Source organism: Peribacillus sp. SIMBA_075 (assembly GCF_046534585.1).
The window spans coordinates 32,826-50,423 of the sequence record NZ_JAWRYN010000022.1; the positions used below are offsets into that span (position 1 = coordinate 32,826).

Genomic DNA, 17,598 nt, shown 5'->3' on the forward strand with positions numbered 1-17,598 from the left:
CTTTCATTTTTCTTTATTTTCAAAATATTACACCTCCTTTAGATACATTTACTTACTTCAGTGTAAGAAACGGATTAAAAGTCTTCTACCTTTTGGGAAAGAATTTTTTTATTCACATCTTCTACCTCTTGAGGAATGATCTCTTCATCAAAATGAAACTCAGGAAGAGGCTTGCGAAAAAAATTTGTCATATAAAGAAGATATGCTAAGCCACATATCACCCAAATGCCTCCAAGAATCAATGCCTCTATTTCTAAATGTGACCATAACCACATAGTAAATACTGCGCCCATGAACGGTAAAAATAAATACCTTATGCAATCGTTAAAAGATCGTTTCTGATTTTTTATAAAATAATGGGCGATGACAGATAGATTAACAGATGCAAAAGCAATGAGCCCTCCAAAATTGATAAACTTGATAACTTGCTCCAAAGTTAACACGACGCCTAGTAAAGAAATTATTCCTATCACGATAATACTGTGTGACGGTGTTTTAAATTTGGGATGAATATAACCAAATAGATTTTCAGGCAATACTGAATCCCGGCCCATCGCATATAACACACGTGATGCGCTTGTAATTGAAGCAACTCCTGATGAAAAGTTACCAATAATTACCGCAGTTATAAATAATGATTTGAATAGGTTTCCTCCTACAAGTATAGCGATTTCCATGGCTGCTGAATCAGTGTTTTCAAATGAAAAACCCGGAAAGACCAATTGTGCTAAGTAGGAAGAGCCAATATACAAAACCCCTATTAACAGCAACATTATGATAATAGCTCTTGGGATGGTTTTTTCAGGATTGATTGTTTCCTCTGACAAGGTAGTAAGTGAGTCAAAACCAAGAAAACTAAAACAAAGGATTGAGGATCCTGCTAAGATTACTGACAAGGGAACCTCTGAATTGAATAATGGTTTACTCGAGAAAAGAGTACCTGTCCCTACTCCATCTAATAAATTTTTGACGGTTAATATCCAGAAAAGACTAACGAAAATGATTTGAGCAATAACGAAAATTTTACTTGCAGATGCTGATGTCTTTACCCCTAGAATGCTCGGTACAACTATGATAGAAGTTAAAAGAATAATCCACACATAATGTGGAATCCCTGGAAACACTGCACTTAAAAAGACAGTGGACATCAAACACGTCACCATAGGTGTTAACATATAATCAAGCATAATTGTCCAACCAACAATAAACCCAACTTTAGGATTAATAGATTTTTGAGTAAATGTATAAGCAGAACCTGAGATAGGGTATGCTTTTGCCATCTTTCCATAGCTGAGCGCTGTAAAAAATATTGCTAGAAATGCAATACTATACGCACCCGTAATTACACCATGTGAGGTTACGGTAGCTATTCCATAGGTATTAAAAAATACCATGGGGTTATTCCAAGCAATCCCTAAAAAAACAACCTGTGACAAAGTAAGTGTTCTAGCAAGTTTTTTCCGTTTCATAATCAGCTCCCCCACATTTATAAAGAATACTCAGAAGATTTGAATTATTGTGTATTTTGATTATAAAGGTTGTTGTAACACAAAGGTCAACACCTGTATTATATTTTTTAAGGGGGCGATTAAACTGAAAGAAAAATTAACTATCGGTGAGATGGCAAAGTTACGAGGGATGACAACGGAGACCTTGCGCCATTATGATCGGATTAACTTATTCAAGCCGCAATATATCGATTCACATTCGGGATATCGCTACTATTCAATTTTCCAGTACGAGGTTTTAGGAACCATTAAAGAATTACGGCAACTTGGAATGAGTACGGACGAAATAAAGGATTATTTCAATGAACGTAATTTCAGTAAGTCTTTAGACATTCTTAAAGTCAAACACGCAGATCTTGTTTCAAAGCTAAATGAATTAACTGACTTGGAAGAAAGTATCCAGAAAAAAATTGAATATTTAGATCAAATATCAAGAGAAAAGGAACTACAAACAGTCATGTTCCACAAAATAGGACCCAGGAAATTAATTACATTGAATGAAAAAATCAATAATAATTTAGAGCTCTGTTATGGAGTTATAAGGCTAGAAAATATGCTTGCTGAGAAGTCACCAATTCTGGCCAGTAACAGACTAGGAATTCTCATCCAGGAAGCAGATCTTAAATCTAAACGTTTTGAAGAACCATCAGTCATTTTTGTTGTGGCAAAAAATAAAGAAAAAATACCAAAGCAGCACCAAAGAATCATTCAGGCTGGGTTGTTTGCGTGTATCCGTTATAATGGGGAATTATTATGGAACCGAAGTGAAAGCTTGAGTAAAATAATGGATTATCTTGATGAAGGTGGTTATCAAATTACCGGCGATGCGCTGCAAATTATGCATGTTGATATTACGATCACAGATAAACCAAACGAGGTTACCTTTGAAATTCAAGTTCCCGTTCAAAAGGTCTGACCTATTTGCGCAGGACAAATGTTTATGTGTGTGGTTTAGACAAAAAAAATAGGAGTAGAGGTTCTGGTGCAAGAAATCTATGAAACTTTGACATACTGATACCACTAATCTAAAAAGGATGTGGATTATATTTCATCCGTTAAAGAAGAGTGGTTAATTATTAAAAAGAGGGAAAGAAGATAAAATGTTTCCAAAATTAGCACAGAAAGACTATTACTAAGAGAATGACAAAAGAGGATGCAGAAGGTATTTTACTTGCATTTCTAACGAAGATCTAACACGTTTTTATGAGCAAGAAACATTACAGAATATAGACAAGCAGAGAGATTGATAGATTTTCTTTCAAAAAAACTATAATGAAAAAAAGACGCATTCGCTGAGGGATTGAAAGAAAAGATGCCAAAGATATAATTAGAACAATTGGCTCTAATTCTTGGTTTACTTTGCATAAAAAGGAAGAAATAGGTTGCTAAATCCACCCATAGCAGTGGAGAAGAGGGTATACTTCAGAAGCAATATATTTTGAATAGTTTGATTAATGCATCTCGGTAATAAAGTCGTTTTTAATTTTTAATGCTAAAAAGTAAAAGCCTTTGTACTTACCCTAACAAAGGCTCTTTAAAGTTACTTAAAAAGTTCATTAAAAGAGAAGCTAAAATATTCTAATCGCACTTTTCCCTTCTCCCCCATAGGTATCATCGTTAGTTATTGCCATGATGTCCGAGATTGGGATTGTCACTTTGAAAAACTGCCATTTAATGATCAAATTTTCATTTATTTTTTCAATTTGAATTCCAATCAATATAAGTCCCTCCTTAATGCAACCGGTTAATTTTAACATTTATCATCTACTTTTCATTAATGACTACTAATTCATTTTTATAGAATTCTATTTTAAGCATATAAGTTAACTTGATAATAGAGGGAATATGTTCATACGATGTTCTGAGAAATTAATTCTTTACTATAAACATTTTTTTATCCATTAAAAGGCCCCTCTCGATGGAGAAGAGCCTTTTATGATTGCACTTAACACTTAACCTTCAAGTTCCTTTTTCTTGTTCAAAAGTTGAAGATATTCCCTATCCAATTCCTCCTTTTCCTCTTCATTCATAACCCTGGACAGTTTCCCAAGTGTATCGATGATTTGCACTTCAATCATAAGAAGTTCATCCTGTTTAACTTGATGGCCATCCATGCCCTTATCCAATTTTGTTGATTCCTGGTTGACAGTTCTTACTCTCGGAGGTTCATCCTCGAATGAAAGTACATGCGTTGCAAGTGATTGGATCAATGAACGATCATGACTCACAAAAACGATTGTTCCTGGATATGCTTTTAACACTTCGATTAAAGCCTCTTTCGTATTTATATCCAGGTAATTTGTAGGTTCATCCAAAACCAATACATTATAGTTTCCCAAAAAAACTTTTGCCAGCGAGGCCCTGACTCTTTCCCCACCGCTTAAGAGTGATACTTGTTTGTGAACGCCATTTTCTTTAAAAGCCAATCGTGATAATAATGTACGAATGAAGGCTTGATTGTAGGGACTATCCTCCAAAATATTTTCAAGTACCGTTTTACTTTCATTCAAATTTTCTTGTTGTTGTGCAAAAAATCCTATCTTTGCCGGCTTCGCGACATATATATCTGTGTGGCGTTTCACTATCTTTTTCAGTAATGTCGATTTTCCTGAACCATTTTGACCATTGATGGCGAGTCTGCATGCCAGGGGAACATCGCCATAAATATGTTGTTTCAGCATTCTAGAACCAACCTTCAGGGAACAGCCATTAAATCGAATGACCCTTTTGCTGTGCAGTGATGGAAATTCCGAAATATCAAAAATGATAGGAGAATCTTCCCGCGGTTTTTCTTTTTTTGCTAATTTTTCGATCCGAGTTTCAATCGCTTCAGCAGAACGGTTCAGTTTCGCTTTTTGTTTCCCAGCGCTGCGTTTATGCAGCCTTGCTTCTGAATTGCCCATTCGTTTAGGGGCTTTCCTAATTGAATCAGATTTGCCTTGCAGGTTTTGTGCAGCCTGTTTCAATCTATTCTTTTCGCGAGTATACTCTTCAAATTCCTTCTTTTCTTTTTCTGTTTTTGCTTGCTTCTGCTTTGTATACGCTTCGTAATTCCCTTCATATACAGTAACCTTGCCTTGCTCAACTTCCCATATTGTTGTACAAAGATGATTTAAGAATGCCTTATCATGTGAAGTAAGCAATATAGCGCCATTAAAAGACTTTAAATCCTTTTCCAATTGTTCAATTCCGAATACATCTAAATGGCTAGTAGGTTCATCCGCAATCAATACATCCGCATTGGAGGTCAGGGCAGCGGCGATTTTTCTTCGAGTCCGTTCACCGCCGCTTATCATTTCTTGATCCTCATCTGGCAGTTTCCATATACTCGTTAATACTCCGCTTATTTCTTGTTCATTTTCCTCTATCTGTGGGATATAGCTGACTGTTCCATAGCTTTCTATATGACCGGAATCTGGTTCATTAACGCCTGCTAATATAGAAAGCAGGGTCGTTTTGCCTTCTCCATTTCTACCAACTAAACCAATACGGTCATGACTGTATAGATGAAGTGATTCAACGGAAATAACTTCATGGTTCCCGTAGCTTTTCTTTAAATCATTCGCCTTTAAAAATAACATGAAAAATCCCCCTCTATTTTTTCTAGAGAGAGATCGCCTGTTACTAAATTAATATACATAAACCAAATATACCTCTCCTGATTTCGATACCAGAAAAAGTATTTGTATATGAATTAGTACCTATAAACGAACAGACGAATCCCATCTCTAAACATAATCATTAAAAATCTCACATGGGTATCTAAAAAGATTCTTGTTCAAATGAAAAATTGACGCTCACTTAGAACTCACCAATAAAATCGGTAAGCACACAAAGTGACGCACGCTTGCATTGAACATACCTAACCGTTTACACCCATTGAAATAGATCTAGATTTACTGTTTATTAGATAGGATTACTGCTTCATTGTATAAGGTACCTTTTCCTTCCAATGTAATAAATTAATGATTGCACATTATTATATGTTTGTAAAGCTAATATATACCCGTTTTTCTTAATGATCAAAAAAAAGAGTTCATTAATTAGGTTCTACATGGACATGAACATCGTATACTCCATGATTCCTCATCATCACTTTTTCTACATGGGTCGCAATATCATGAGCTTCTTTAATATCCAACGTAGAATTGACAAGGATCACAACATCAATCACTTCATTATTCCCGTAATTCCTCCCTTTAATTTCTTTTATCCCCTTGACTCCATTCAGATTTGTAATTACATCCTTATAAAGTTGAATTTTATTTTCATCAAATCCATCAGAAAGTTCATGGGAGGCTTGAATGAATATATCCCAGGCTGTTTTGCATATTAATAGTCCAACAATGATGGCAGTTAGGGAATCCAGCCAAGGCATTTTTAATTGGGAGCCGAAAATCCCTATAGCTGTTCCGATACTTACCCAAGCATCGGAAATATTATCTTTTGAAGCTGCCAGAACGGCTTTACTGTTAATCTTAATAGCAAGCTTTTTATTATACCGATATACAAAATACATAGCTATTGCTGATAAAACGCCTACATACCCTGCCATAATGTCAGGTGATTCTTTTCCACCTTTAAGCATGGAAGCAACTGCATCTATTAAAACTTGTAAACCAACAGCAAACATAATAAATGAAGCAACCATCGAAGCAATCGTTTCACTTTTCCAATGGCCATAGCCATGATCTTTATCGGGGGGTCTTTGAGCCAGCCTTAATCCGATCAGTACAGCAATCGAGGCGATAATATCAGTGGTGTTGTTCAAACCATCCGCCTTTAATGCAGCTGAGTCACTTATGTATCCTATAGCCAATTTCATGATTGATAGACAAATATAAGCAATGATACTAATGATTGCACCACGTTCGCCTAATTTGAGGTCATTATATTTTTGTTCTTCCATTCAACTTCCCCCCACAATTAAGTACATGAATATAATATCAACTTAAAAATGGGTGGGTCTATAGCAACCTTTTTGTATCGTTTTATATAAGTAAGTGCTAGATAACTATGTTGCATTCGGTAAACTATCTGAAAAGAATAATATTTACGGTAACCTGACAAAAAGCCCAGCATGAAATAATCCTGCATCACGCCGCAAAATAACGAGCTAAGTGAGATTTAAATCGTTTTTTCGACTGTAAAACAAAATAAAGTTCCTCTTTCATTTGATTGTAAATTATATTTTATTTGCAGGATCCTTGCTATGTCCTCAATTATTTTTAAACCAAGCCCCCTACTTTTACTATCGATAACAAAACCAATCCCATTATCCTTGATAATCACCACATTTTTTTCAATGGTTATCTCAAGTTTGTCAGCCTTCGAGTGCTTTAACGCATTTTGGAAAATGTTATCAAATAACCTTTGGAGCCATAAGTCGTTACTGATCCACTTCAACTCTCTATTTAATGGATGATATATTAATTCAATGCCATGCATGTTATATAAATAACCCCATTTTTTAACCATCGTTTCTAATAAATCATGCATATTCACTTCTTCGTTTAAGATATAAGAATTATCTAACGTATCTGTGGATTGAATATTATATTCATTCGTTAATTCAGAAATATAACCTATTTGTTGATATAGTGACTCGATTAGTGGAGCTTGATCAGTAAATTGACCTTCTAAATAAAATAATTGCAATCTAACAGCTGTTAAAGGTGTATTGATGTCATGCCTTAATTTATTTAAGAGTTCCTTTTTTAATTCCTGTTGTTGTTTTAGTTCTAATTCTCGATAGGTCGTTCTTTCAATTAATAAATTCACCGATTTAATTAATTTACCGATTTCATCATTGCCATTAACCTCTAATTTATTCGGAATCTTTTCATCACTAGCTAAATTTCGAATGGTTTTATTCAATATATTTATTTTATTTAAAAGCGAGTTAATAGAATTAGAAAATAAAAAGGCTAAAAATAATAATGATAAAATAAAAACGATTAGCATTGTAGTATATGCAAAAGATTCATGAAAAGGAATGCCATAATTTTTCGTTTTAAAGGCATTCTCATAAATTACAGACATTAAGATACTAATCAACAATAATAAAAATGGTACGCTAATAACTGCAATAAATAACAATAGCCGGTATTTATTCTTTAATTTCATTTCTTTATATAGGTATTCAATCTATACCCTTCTCCATAAATATTCTGGATGATCTCACCCGTTGTATCATTGATTTTTGTCCTGACTTTTTTTATATGTACATTAATGATATTTTGATTTCTATCTTCGAGTTTCCATAAATATTCAAAAAAATGTTCTTTCGTTAAAATCCGATCCCTATTTTCATATAAATAGAAAAATATTTTACGCTCAATTGCAGTAAATACCACTTCATTTCCCAAGCCATTACTGAATACTTTTTTATGTTCAGCGTCAATAAATAAATGTTTAATATGCGTGAAAGTACCATATTTATTATCTAGCATTTTCTGCATTCTTAAGCATAGTTCTCTAGGATCAAAAGGCTTTGTCATATAATCCTCACCAATTGTCAATCCTTGGAGTTTGCTATCCATATCATTTCGAGCGGATAGCAAAATAACTGGAATATTTAATCCTAGATTTTTCACTTTCTTTGTAAGTTGATAGCCATCCTCTCCTGGCAGCATAACATCCATAATGACTAAATCCATCTCATGGATAATATCAATAATATCTTTACCTTCTTTCATCCAGAATACATTGTACCCTTCGCGTTGCAATATTTTTTGCAATAAATCACCTATCATCAAATCATCTTCAACAATTAAAATATTATATCCCTTCATCAAATTGGTCCTTCAGTTTTTTTGATAAATTCCATGGTAAGTTTATATATCTCATCAGGCGCGTATAAATAAATGCTGTGTGTACCATTCAGTTTTATTACATCCCCTTTTAATAGTTGTTCTGCAAACTCCTCATAATCTTCATTTTTTTGTTTTGTATATTTCGAATTTTTATATTGATCGGCAATCGCATCTATAAATAAAATAGGTGTCTCTTTTGGAATCGGCAGGTTAACTGATTTTTTACCATTATTGTAACTTTGTAAAAGCTCTTGCTCCATATCATCATTAAAAAATTGTTTATATGATAGTGCTTTATACATTTCTTTTTCATGGTCAGTTAAGAAAGATTGCTGAATCACTACAGGATTATAAGCAACTGAAGGAATCAGACGGTGCATACCGATTTTCGTTAAAATATTCACTCCTCTTACAGTCAATGAATCAACCAGGCCCATTTTATGAGTTACATACTGGTGCGGTAAACCGATATCTAAAGCAATAATTCCCTTTACTTCACTTGGGTATTTTTGTGCCCAGTAAATAGCTTCTATACCTGATAAAGAGTGTGGAACCAATATATAAGGAGGTTTATTTCCACTTTTAATTAGCGACTTCCTGCTTTGCTCCAAAATTTTATCAATATCCCTATCATCCTGAAAAACATCACTGTATCCATATCCGGCTCTTTCAATGACAGCAACCTTATTTTTTTTTGCAAACTTGCTATATAGTCCTTTCATTTCATAAACAGGAGCAGCAATCCCGGAGCCAGACATAAAAACGTACGTATCCTCACCGCTGCCTTCATTATATATATTAATTTCTTCGTTATTAACATTAACTAATGTCCCCTCACCTTTAATTAATGCTGATTCCTTGTGCAATTTATAACTATGGTAAATAAAAACAGATACTGATGCGAGTAAGATAACGGCAATGAATATAAAAAATATATTCTTTAATACTTTAAATAATCTTTTCATTGTATTCTCCTTTCAAGTTATATTGAAAGGATATGATTTAAAAATAAATTTCTCATTAATTTTCATTGAATATTTTCGCTTTTCACTTAAGATAAGCCACCATTTGTTCATTTTGAGGAGAATTCATCTTCAATAACCAGGGAATTAAAAAGTCACTTCACTAGTAAACTTTAATTATTACAAAAGAAAAGGGCCGCTCCAACGCAACCCCCACCATGAAATAAAGCATCCCTAATTAGGGAATGAAGTTTTTATTTAGCTGCCCGTCCCTAATTCCTATGTATAAATAATATTATACGTGGATTTAATCACTCCGTTTTGATATTGTTTCATTTCAACTAAATCTAATTTCAGACCTGCTTAACACTGCCAAAAAGAGGGATACCTTCACCGATGATGATTGGATTCACTTTCAGCACAAATTGATCTATGAGTTTATGTTTCAACAACGTTCCAGCCAATTCGCCGCCCCCGCAAAGCCATAACTTACCGTCACTTTTCTGCCTTAGGTCTTCAATAAAAGCTACGGCGTTTCCTTTTATAAGTTCTACTTCCTCGTTCGATTCAAACTGAAGGGAGTTCGAGAATATATAATGTTTCAAACCCTTATAGCCTGGTTCACCCGGTTTAGCTCCGAATTGAAATCCAAATTCATACGTTTTTCTTCCCATCAACACTGCTTCATATTGCTGGATATCGGATAAAAAGTCTGGGACATGATCACCTTCAAATAAAAAAAGTGTTTGATCGATATTCCCATCCAAAAGAGCTTGGTCGGCAATGAAATTGTCCAGTGAAACCGCTACATGATATACCAATTCTGCCACTTAGTCATCCCTCCAAAAGTGATTACACATTTTACATGAACAACGAGTGTCCCATAACCTTTTGTAAGTATCAGATAACCATATCTATTATTCTTTTGATATGATCTTCATTTATTTCGACACCCACTTGAGTACAAAGATATTTATTTAGTCTAAGGAATTCTGGGATCATATCTCTCAACGTTTTAATAATTTCATTTGAATTACGTCCACAACTCCAGCTTTCTAAAAGGGATAATTGTTTTTCATCTAATTTACTTATTTTGCCCTCGATTTTTGACCAAACCCCATATGGCCCATCTATATGTTCTCCCATTTCCATATATCACCCAGACACAATCAGCCACCGTATCCTATCAAGATTGGATAGTGCATATAAACACTTCTCTCCTCATAACGGCTCTGTAGGTTTCATGGACAAAAGCAAGCAGCTTTCCTCTCCAATGTTCAACTTCATCTGGTGAAGGTCTATACACTTGCTTTGCTGATTCCTCAATAACATGTCCCATAATATGAAAGGGATCATAAATGACTTCAACCTCTTTTAACCAGATGGAAGGTACCATTTCCTCAGGTGAGTGATACCAGCTATCCACTTTCACAAAGGTATCATAATGAGTTACGACATACGGTGAAGAAGGATTGTAGTCTTCGTGAAATGAAACATTTCCCCAGTTATTGGCTCTATCCCTTTTTCCCTTTAAAAAATCTGCTTTCCTTTCTGAAATAACAATGGTGTGCAAATCTATATCAGAGTAATGATCATAGTTTCCTTTTGCTAATGAACCGGCTAGGTAAATAGCTAAAACATCAGGATCTGCTGATAGATCCTTTAATGCCTTTTTCAAATGAATATCGCGTTGTTTCGGTAAAAATACATCTCTTTCTTTATGTTTACTGACAAATCCCGCACACAGAAACCATCTCCTTTTTTTGTAAAAACCTTAAATGTAATATATTCGTGCATCAGGAGAAAAAACCTTCCGCTGAACAGGCTTATTAAGGAAATTAAGAGCTTCCGAAAACTATTTAGGCTTTTATTAGTTTCTTGGCTAGAGATCAAGGCCCCACTTCACCCTGCACAGGCTGTCTGTAAATATTTTCGTACCTAGACCGATTTTCAATTTTACAATCAGTTTTCTATATTGTGGAATAGCCCCTATCCACGTTCTTCCCTATGTGATATTATTTTGAATATTAAGATAGAGGGAGGCGCCATTCCATGTTTCTTGCAAATACACCTGAACCACCCTATTACGCTTGTATTTTCACTTCTCAAAGAAACGATAAAGATGTTACAAGCTACAATTCAACCGCTGATTTCATGGACGAACTTGCCGCCCAACAAGATGGCTATTTAGGAGTAGAAAGCGTAAGAGACCAAAACGGAGTAGGAATTACCGTATCCTATTGGAAATCCCTGGATGCCATTAAACTTTGGAAAGAAAATGCTGCCCACAAAAATGCACAAGAAAAAGGAATGAAAGATTGGTACTCGTCATACACAACCCGAATTTGCAAGGTTGAAAGAGATTATACAATCAAGTAAGCAAACTAAGACTTCATGTACATAGATGTTGTGTTTATGAATTTTCAGCTATAGAAAAAGACCGCTTTTTAGCGGTCTTCACACTGTAATAAGAAAATGTCATTAAGATCTTCTTTTATGAGTGAGTACATATATAAATCATCGAATTTGCCACAAGTATATTCATAATGCCTCAGCAATCCTTCTCTTCTAAATCCTTGTTTTTCCACTAGTTTATAGGATGGGCTATTAGCAGGTTCAATTAAAGCTTCTATCCTTTCCAGGTGAAAGTGACGATAACCATACTTTACAACGGCTTCCAATGCTTCACTTGCAATGCCTTTTCCCCAATGATCTTTATTTAATTCATATCCAATTTCAGCTCGATGATGTTTGGTGACCATATTCAGGAAACCGCAGCTGCCTATAACCTTACCGGATTCTTTTAATGTAATTCCCCATCTAATTCCAGTACCTTCTTTGAATATAGATTCGTACCACTTAATTTCATCCCATACTTCATTTTCTGATTGGCATGGATATAACCCCATTGGCTTCACGACATCTGTATCAGATAGGTATGTAAACATATCTCCAGCATCCTCTATTGTAACTTTCCTTAAAATCAATCGGCGTGTTTCAATAAGCGGAAATGCTTTTTCCATCCAAATCCCCTCCCCCCAAGTCCCTTTTTCCATTCTTTACTATTTCAATCATTACCTAATTAATGCCGATAATCAACTCTTTATCGCTGTAAGAATTATTGAATCCTCGTTAATGTTAATAATAAAAAGGCGTTCTACTTTTGTAGAAACGCCTTTTTATACCATTTACTTGATTCAAGCATTTATAAATCAATTTCTGTTACTGCTGAAATCATTTAGAACATTGGCCTCCGATTTTTATTTTTCATTTCAAGAACACTTCTTAACATTTCATCAGGGCATCGGTCCCTTTACTGCTCTTATGCTGAAACCTGCACCAATCAAGTCATTTATATATGTTGGAATTTTTAGTCAAGAAGGTTTTTTCACGCACACCTTCAGATCGATAGTTCCCAACTGGCCAAAACAGATGATTTTCTTGTTCATCTACATACCAAGTTTGCTCTTTGCGGGAAGTGAAGGTTAGATGTCAAAGTCGTCTCATACGCAAAAAAAATTGCATCACCATTTTTGTTTTGTTTCACTTTTCATACATCTCCTATAAATCAAGATAGCCTCCTAATACTACGTCAATTTCAGTAGGCTATCTTCTCCTTCTTACCATTTCATTCACCTCATTTTTCTTGATGAATCATTGTCCTTATACTTTCAAATGCTTGTTTATTTACCTTCCCATCAGAGGTTCAGATTCAATCAAACCATAACATGTAATTTTATGATTAAAGCGTTCCTTCAACAAGGTAAATCACACGCATTAGGCCTTACCTCCTAATGTGTTTTGCAGGAATAAGTCTTTTTTACTCATCCTTAATAAGTTATCAAGAAGATAAGCAAACTATATCCATATTGCAGCTTATAAGAATCTCCCTGCCTAGGCTTAGTTTTCGACAAATTATCCAGGTAGTAAATAAAGAATAAATGAATAACGGTTATTCTAATCGCTTAATCAATATTTAATGGGGTGAATGTTTTATGAGAATGAAAAAAGCTTTTATAGGTCTCTCACTCTTATTTATGATTGTTCCTGGTATAGCTAAGTCGGCCGATTCTTTTAATCCCGCTTCTAAAAATGATCGTAGCGGTATCGTGGCAAATTGGAAATTCACAAAACAACATGTTAAAAGCGGTTCAATCGATAAAGGTAATTTAATTTTAGAAGATACAAGCAAACAAGGAAATGATTTGAGGTTAGTGACGATAGGTGATCCTGCCTCGCCTGAATTGAAAAATATGATTCAATGGTCTGAAGAAGATTATTATGATCAACAAGAAGGGGGAAGCATGAAATTCGCAAATTACGAGAACGCACCTTCAGGAAGATATTTCAAAACCAAAAAGGATGCACCAATAAATTCTGAGAAATTCGATAAAGGTTTTACCATTGAAGCGGTTTTTAAGTTGCCAAGGGAATCCAAGAGCGGCATGGGTCTCTTTTCCAGACAAGGACAGGCTGCCGATCTTAATAAATTGGAAGGCGAGAAGAAAATCCTTTCGGCATTAACTATATCCAGTGATCAAAAAATACACTGGACAAGCCATCCATCTAATTTAAATTATAATGTAAGCAATTGGTCCCGAGCTTTAAATCCTGATGAGTGGTACCATTTGGCGGTCGTTAATGATAGTTACACGACTACTTTAACTTTGAATGGCGTAAGTGATTACGGAAAATCAGAAAAGGTCATAGGAATTGCAGCATTAAAAGGTAAAGGCTGGAACATCGGAGCATCTGAATGGGGAAATAAGCTGGGTGGACTATTCAGGGGGAATATCCAAGAAATACGTATTGCTAATAAGGCTTTGACTGAAAAAGAATGGATTGTGCAGGATGCTCGCGATGATAAACCATTCGAAGGATCAAACAAAGCGTTACATTTTCTAACGAATAGAAAGAATTATAATTTTCTTTTTGTTCCAGATGTCCAGAAATATTCAAGCCAAAATCCCGAGATTTTCAATAGCCAAATGAACTGGATTTCCAAAAACACTAAAAAGAACAATATCATTATGAATACATTTGTTGGGGACATAGTCGATAATGATTTAGAAGAACAATGGCAGAATTCCCTTGGAGCCATTTCCCATATGGATAAAAATGAAGTTCCATATATGATAGCGGCCGGAAATCATGACTATGCTAAAGGAGATCCTTTCTTAACACATTATGGGCCGAAGCGTTTTGTTAATAAAAAATACTATAAGGGGTCTTCTCCGTCTGGATATAGCTCTTATGCAATGGCTAAAGCAGGAAGTTATGAATACTTAATCTTAATAGTGGATATGAAAAGTCTGCATAAGGACTTGGAATGGTCAAAACAGGTTCTAGATCAACATAAAGATAAACCGACGATCCTCGTCTCACATGATATTATTTACCCTAAAGTTAAAGATGATAAAACCATTGCCGCCGAGTCTTCCAATGGCCGACTGATTTGGAGGGAACTTGTTGAGGACCACAATCAAGTGTTCATGACGGTAAATGGACATTATTTTGGAATAGCACATCAGGTCAAACAAAACTCAGCAGGAAATGATGTCATTCAAATGCTAGTCAATTACCAAACGAATTATCGAGGGGGGAATGGCTGGCTACGACTTGTAGAATTTGATGAAAAGAAAAAAGTACTGATATTCCGTACTTTTTCCCCATTTGTCGATGAAATGTCTAAGAAAGAAAAATCTTATATCGATTATAAATTTTTAACTGGCGAAAATAATTCATTTAAATTGAATTGGGACTTTAAAAATAGATTTAACTTTAATTAATTTAACTAAGATGAAGAAAAAAAACACTCCCCTAGGTGTAACCAAGCTATATCATCAACCTAGGGGGATTCCTTTATTTGGAGCCTTTTTTTCTACTAATTTTAATCGTCATGCTTATTTCATCATTTTTTTTCCAAAACCAGATAATATTTAGATTTAGTAATTGATATATTTTTTTCTTTACCGTAATTCAGTATATCCTTTAAGACCTCATCTGGATTAAAACCAAAAATCCGAATATTTAGCCCTTTTTTCAAACGGATAATAACGCCTTTGGTTGCCCATCCGACAGTTGTGAATTTCAACTGGATGATTTGTTCAGGGTAGATTACTTTTTTATAAATTGGCATTTTCCAAAATTTTATTTGGTATGATAAACAATCATTCTCCATGATAAATTCATAATGAATGACGAATGCTGCGAGAAGAAAAACCAATATTGCAAATTGAATGTAACTTATGAATCCCATGGAGAAATCTTTTATAATGATGTTAGGAAGGATTATACTTGACATTAAAAATCCTAATAGCACCCTTTGAGTTCTTGCAATATAGATCATTCCTATCCCCTTTTAGTCTTATTGATGAAATATTTTTTTACTTTTATATTCTTTTAGAACGCACCTTATCAGGGATTCGAGCGACATTCTTTGTTTTAGTTTATTTGAATGAAAGTTATGATTCGCTACATGGTTACGCGGACTTAATCAAAGTCGCCCTCAAATGTAAAAAGTAGTCAGTAGATAACCTAGTTTCCCAGATACAATAAATCCCAATGTAATTACGAACTTGCCCCAGGATGTCATAATAAAACAAATAAGGGCTGGGGTATTCCTGAGTTAGAATAAACCATGAATTTTCATGCAGCTTTTTTCATCACTGATTGATACTTTCCGAACAAATTGACAACAAGGACTCCGAAAATTGCAATCACGCCGCCAATGACTGAAAGAGTACTCGGCACCTCTTGCAGCCAAACCCAGGCGACGAAAATGGCAATAACAGGTTCAATGTATAACAGACTAGAAACGGAACTGGCTTTTCCTAGCGAAAGTGCAATTGCCCATGTAACATAACCGATGGCCGCAGGGAAAATACCAACAAAAATCGCTGATAAGTGACCTTCCATTGTAGCTTGTTGAATTTCTTGAAAGAGCCCAGGAAAGAATATGAAAAAGGGTATCGTACCAATCCATGTGAAATAAGCTGTCAATTCAATCGGATTATAGCGGCTAAACAGCGGCTTTTGGAAAACAAAAAACACCGCAGAAGCAACAGCAGACATCAGCACTAAAAAGGCTCCTTCAGATATATTTAGTGATGGGCCTGCAGTACCTAATGTTATTAAGGTGATTCCTATGAATCCAATGCCTAAACCAATCCATCCCAATAAACCAAGGCGTTCTTTTAAAACGATTGCAGCAATGATCGCGATGAAAACAGGTGCTGAACCAATCAGCATTCCAGCGGTTCCCGCCGAAACGGTTAGTTCCCCGAATGTCACCCCGATGTGGTAAATACTAATACCAATTAATGAGAGAATCGATATCCTTAACATATCCCCTTTTTTCGGGAGTCGAAATTTCACCCCAGGCCATAGAGCATAAAGGACAAAAACCCCTGATGCTATTAGATAACGAACAAGCACCAAATGGCCAGCTGAATACCCGCCATGCAAGCCTGCACGAATAGCAGCGAATGTAGATCCCCAAATAATAACTGTAATAAATGCCAATAAAAATGCCTTTGTGTTCAAAACCTATTCCTCCCAACCATTCCCTATAAACTGAAGGTATCATGGATACGTGAGAACTTCAATAAAATTTCTATCTCGCTGTGAAGTGGCATAGTAAATTAAGGGATTTTCATTTGCTGTCATTCTTTCCTGCTTTCCATATATCTTAGACTAAACCCACATCCATTCCTTCACGCTGACATCTTTGAACTCTATCCCGTCTTCTTCCGTCATCCTTTTAAGAATCTGGCAAAATCAAAACAGTAATGAATGTATCAAGGCTATCCTTAAATTGAGTCGTGTCCAACAAATGCAAATCCATCACAACGAAGTCTGCTTGAATGTTTTTCGTGATGACATTCCATTCGTGAAGATCTTTATTTCGTCCAAACCGTTTCAGGTTAATAAATGTAAATCTAAACAATAAATCCTGCTAATTACGAATAGTAAGTATATAGCTATTTTGGGATGCCCAATACAATATGTATTCTAACGAGGTTTATTTTAAAATAAACAAAATATTGTCCGACAGTAATACCTACAACATCTTGTACTAGTAACGATAAAAAATGGGACTGATACTACGGGGTTTTTGGGTTTAAAATGACTGTATTGCTGAAACACAAGTAATTTTGATTTAAAGAAATCTCCTATTTGTTTTCCTTTTGCACAGGGAACCAAGTCCATTTCAGAAATTGCCTAAAGGGTAATATTGTTAGTCAAAAAAACTTTTAATAGTTTTAGGGGGGTTACTTTACATTTCCTATACATTCACTTTACATGCGTAGT

General features: G+C 35.0%; 16 protein-coding genes and 1 pseudogene. 3 read left to right on the top strand and 14 right to left on the bottom strand.

Translation table 11 applies throughout. From position 1 onward, the window contains the following. Positions 1-74 precede the first annotated feature (74 nt). Positions 75-1,469, bottom strand: a complete 1,395-nt coding sequence (locus SB775_RS16325) for an APC family permease (RefSeq protein ID WP_410862222.1) — start codon at positions 1,467-1,469, stop codon at positions 75-77. A gap of 49 nt (positions 1,470-1,518) precedes the next feature. Here SB775_RS16325 and SB775_RS16330 point away from each other — a divergent pair, with 49 nt between their 5' ends. After that, the gene (locus SB775_RS16330) at positions 1,519-2,424 is read left to right on the top strand and encodes a MerR family transcriptional regulator (protein ID WP_410862224.1); all 906 of its coding nucleotides are present in this window, start codon (positions 1,519-1,521) and stop codon (positions 2,422-2,424) included. Between the two features lie 652 nt (positions 2,425-3,076). On the opposite strand, the gene SB775_RS16335 is transcribed toward SB775_RS16330, so the two are convergent. The 9 genes and pseudogenes from SB775_RS16335 to SB775_RS16375 all read right to left on the bottom strand — a co-directional run bounded on the left by SB775_RS16335 (position 3,077) and on the right by SB775_RS16375 (position 10,963). Next, the gene (locus tag SB775_RS16335; RefSeq protein ID WP_410862226.1) at positions 3,077-3,226 is read right to left on the bottom strand and encodes a SunI/YnzG family protein; all 150 of its coding nucleotides are present in this window, start codon (positions 3,224-3,226) and stop codon (positions 3,077-3,079) included. 234 nt (positions 3,227-3,460) lie between these two features. After that, positions 3,461-5,089, bottom strand: coding sequence for a ribosomal protection-like ABC-F family protein (gene abc-f, locus SB775_RS16340; RefSeq protein ID WP_410862228.1), 1,629 nt, complete (start codon positions 5,087-5,089; stop codon positions 3,461-3,463). Between the two features lie 458 nt (positions 5,090-5,547). Continuing rightward, complete coding sequence (locus tag SB775_RS16345) at positions 5,548-6,417, bottom strand: cation diffusion facilitator family transporter (protein WP_410862231.1); 870 nt, start codon at positions 6,415-6,417, stop codon at positions 5,548-5,550. A gap of 218 nt (positions 6,418-6,635) precedes the next feature. Next, entirely contained in the window at positions 6,636-7,634 is a 999-nt protein-coding gene (locus SB775_RS16350; RefSeq protein WP_410862233.1) for a sensor histidine kinase, read from the bottom strand. Further along, a complete protein-coding gene (locus SB775_RS16355; RefSeq protein ID WP_410862235.1) occupies positions 7,631-8,302 on the bottom strand; it encodes a response regulator transcription factor in 672 nt (223 codons plus the stop codon). Before SB775_RS16355 ends, SB775_RS16350 begins: the two co-directional genes overlap by 4 nt. Continuing rightward, entirely contained in the window at positions 8,302-9,288 is a 987-nt protein-coding gene (locus SB775_RS16360) for an alpha/beta fold hydrolase (RefSeq protein WP_410862237.1), read from the bottom strand. Before SB775_RS16360 ends, SB775_RS16355 begins: the two co-directional genes overlap by 1 nt. Before the next feature lie 276 nt (positions 9,289-9,564). After that, positions 9,565-10,115: pseudogene (locus tag SB775_RS16365) on the bottom strand (dihydrofolate reductase family protein). A 70-nt stretch (positions 10,116-10,185) separates the two neighbouring features. Then, the gene (locus tag SB775_RS16370; protein WP_410862239.1) at positions 10,186-10,431 is read right to left on the bottom strand and encodes a hypothetical protein; all 246 of its coding nucleotides are present in this window, start codon (positions 10,429-10,431) and stop codon (positions 10,186-10,188) included. 40 nt (positions 10,432-10,471) lie between these two features. After that, complete coding sequence (locus SB775_RS16375; protein WP_410862241.1) at positions 10,472-10,963, bottom strand: nucleotidyltransferase domain-containing protein; 492 nt, start codon at positions 10,961-10,963, stop codon at positions 10,472-10,474. Between the two features lie 374 nt (positions 10,964-11,337). Here SB775_RS16375 and SB775_RS16380 point away from each other — a divergent pair, with 374 nt between their 5' ends. After that, the gene (locus SB775_RS16380) at positions 11,338-11,664 is read left to right on the top strand and encodes an antibiotic biosynthesis monooxygenase family protein (protein WP_410862243.1); all 327 of its coding nucleotides are present in this window, start codon (positions 11,338-11,340) and stop codon (positions 11,662-11,664) included. Between the two features lie 68 nt (positions 11,665-11,732). Here the strand turns inward: SB775_RS16380 and SB775_RS16385 are convergent, their stop codons facing one another. Next, positions 11,733-12,308, bottom strand: coding sequence for a GNAT family N-acetyltransferase (locus SB775_RS16385; RefSeq protein WP_284471115.1), 576 nt, complete (start codon positions 12,306-12,308; stop codon positions 11,733-11,735). Positions 12,309-13,280: 972 nt separating this feature from the next. Between SB775_RS16385 and SB775_RS16390 the strand changes: the two genes are divergently transcribed. Continuing rightward, positions 13,281-15,074 (top strand): laminin G domain-containing metallophosphoesterase family protein, encoded by a 1,794-nt coding sequence (locus tag SB775_RS16390; protein ID WP_410862245.1) that lies wholly within the window; start codon positions 13,281-13,283, stop codon positions 15,072-15,074. Between the two features lie 122 nt (positions 15,075-15,196). On the opposite strand, the gene SB775_RS16395 is transcribed toward SB775_RS16390, so the two are convergent. The 3 genes from SB775_RS16395 to SB775_RS16405 all read right to left on the bottom strand — a co-directional run bounded on the left by SB775_RS16395 (position 15,197) and on the right by SB775_RS16405 (position 17,233). Next, complete coding sequence (locus tag SB775_RS16395; RefSeq protein ID WP_410862247.1) at positions 15,197-15,634, bottom strand: hypothetical protein; 438 nt, start codon at positions 15,632-15,634, stop codon at positions 15,197-15,199. A 299-nt stretch (positions 15,635-15,933) separates the two neighbouring features. After that, a complete protein-coding gene (locus tag SB775_RS16400; protein WP_089364878.1) occupies positions 15,934-16,830 on the bottom strand; it encodes a DMT family transporter in 897 nt (298 codons plus the stop codon). 217 nt (positions 16,831-17,047) lie between these two features. Beyond that, the gene (locus tag SB775_RS16405) at positions 17,048-17,233 is read right to left on the bottom strand and encodes a hypothetical protein (RefSeq protein ID WP_410862249.1); all 186 of its coding nucleotides are present in this window, start codon (positions 17,231-17,233) and stop codon (positions 17,048-17,050) included. Positions 17,234-17,598 lie beyond the last annotated feature (365 nt).

Coding starts and splice junctions, on each gene's coding strand:
- SB775_RS16395 (WP_410862247.1), bottom strand. CDS start 15,634: ATGATCTATATTGCAAGAACTCAAAGGGTGCTATTAGGATTTTTAATG.
- SB775_RS16380 (WP_410862243.1), top strand. CDS start 11,338: ATGTTTCTTGCAAATACACCTGAACCACCCTATTACGCTTGTATTTTC.
- SB775_RS16355 (WP_410862235.1), bottom strand. CDS start 8,302: ATGAAGGGATATAATATTTTAATTGTTGAAGATGATTTGATGATAGGT.
- SB775_RS16350 (WP_410862233.1), bottom strand. CDS start 7,634: ATGAAATTAAAGAATAAATACCGGCTATTGTTATTTATTGCAGTTATT.
- SB775_RS16360 (WP_410862237.1), bottom strand. CDS start 9,288: ATGAAAAGATTATTTAAAGTATTAAAGAATATATTTTTTATATTCATT.
- SB775_RS16385 (WP_284471115.1), bottom strand. CDS start 12,308: ATGGAAAAAGCATTTCCGCTTATTGAAACACGCCGATTGATTTTAAGG.
- SB775_RS16345 (WP_410862231.1), bottom strand. CDS start 6,417: ATGGAAGAACAAAAATATAATGACCTCAAATTAGGCGAACGTGGTGCA.
- SB775_RS16325 (WP_410862222.1), bottom strand. CDS start 1,469: ATGAAACGGAAAAAACTTGCTAGAACACTTACTTTGTCACAGGTTGTT.
- abc-f (WP_410862228.1), bottom strand. CDS start 5,089: ATGTTATTTTTAAAGGCGAATGATTTAAAGAAAAGCTACGGGAACCAT.
- SB775_RS16390 (WP_410862245.1), top strand. CDS start 13,281: ATGAGAATGAAAAAAGCTTTTATAGGTCTCTCACTCTTATTTATGATT.
- SB775_RS16370 (WP_410862239.1), bottom strand. CDS start 10,431: ATGGGAGAACATATAGATGGGCCATATGGGGTTTGGTCAAAAATCGAG.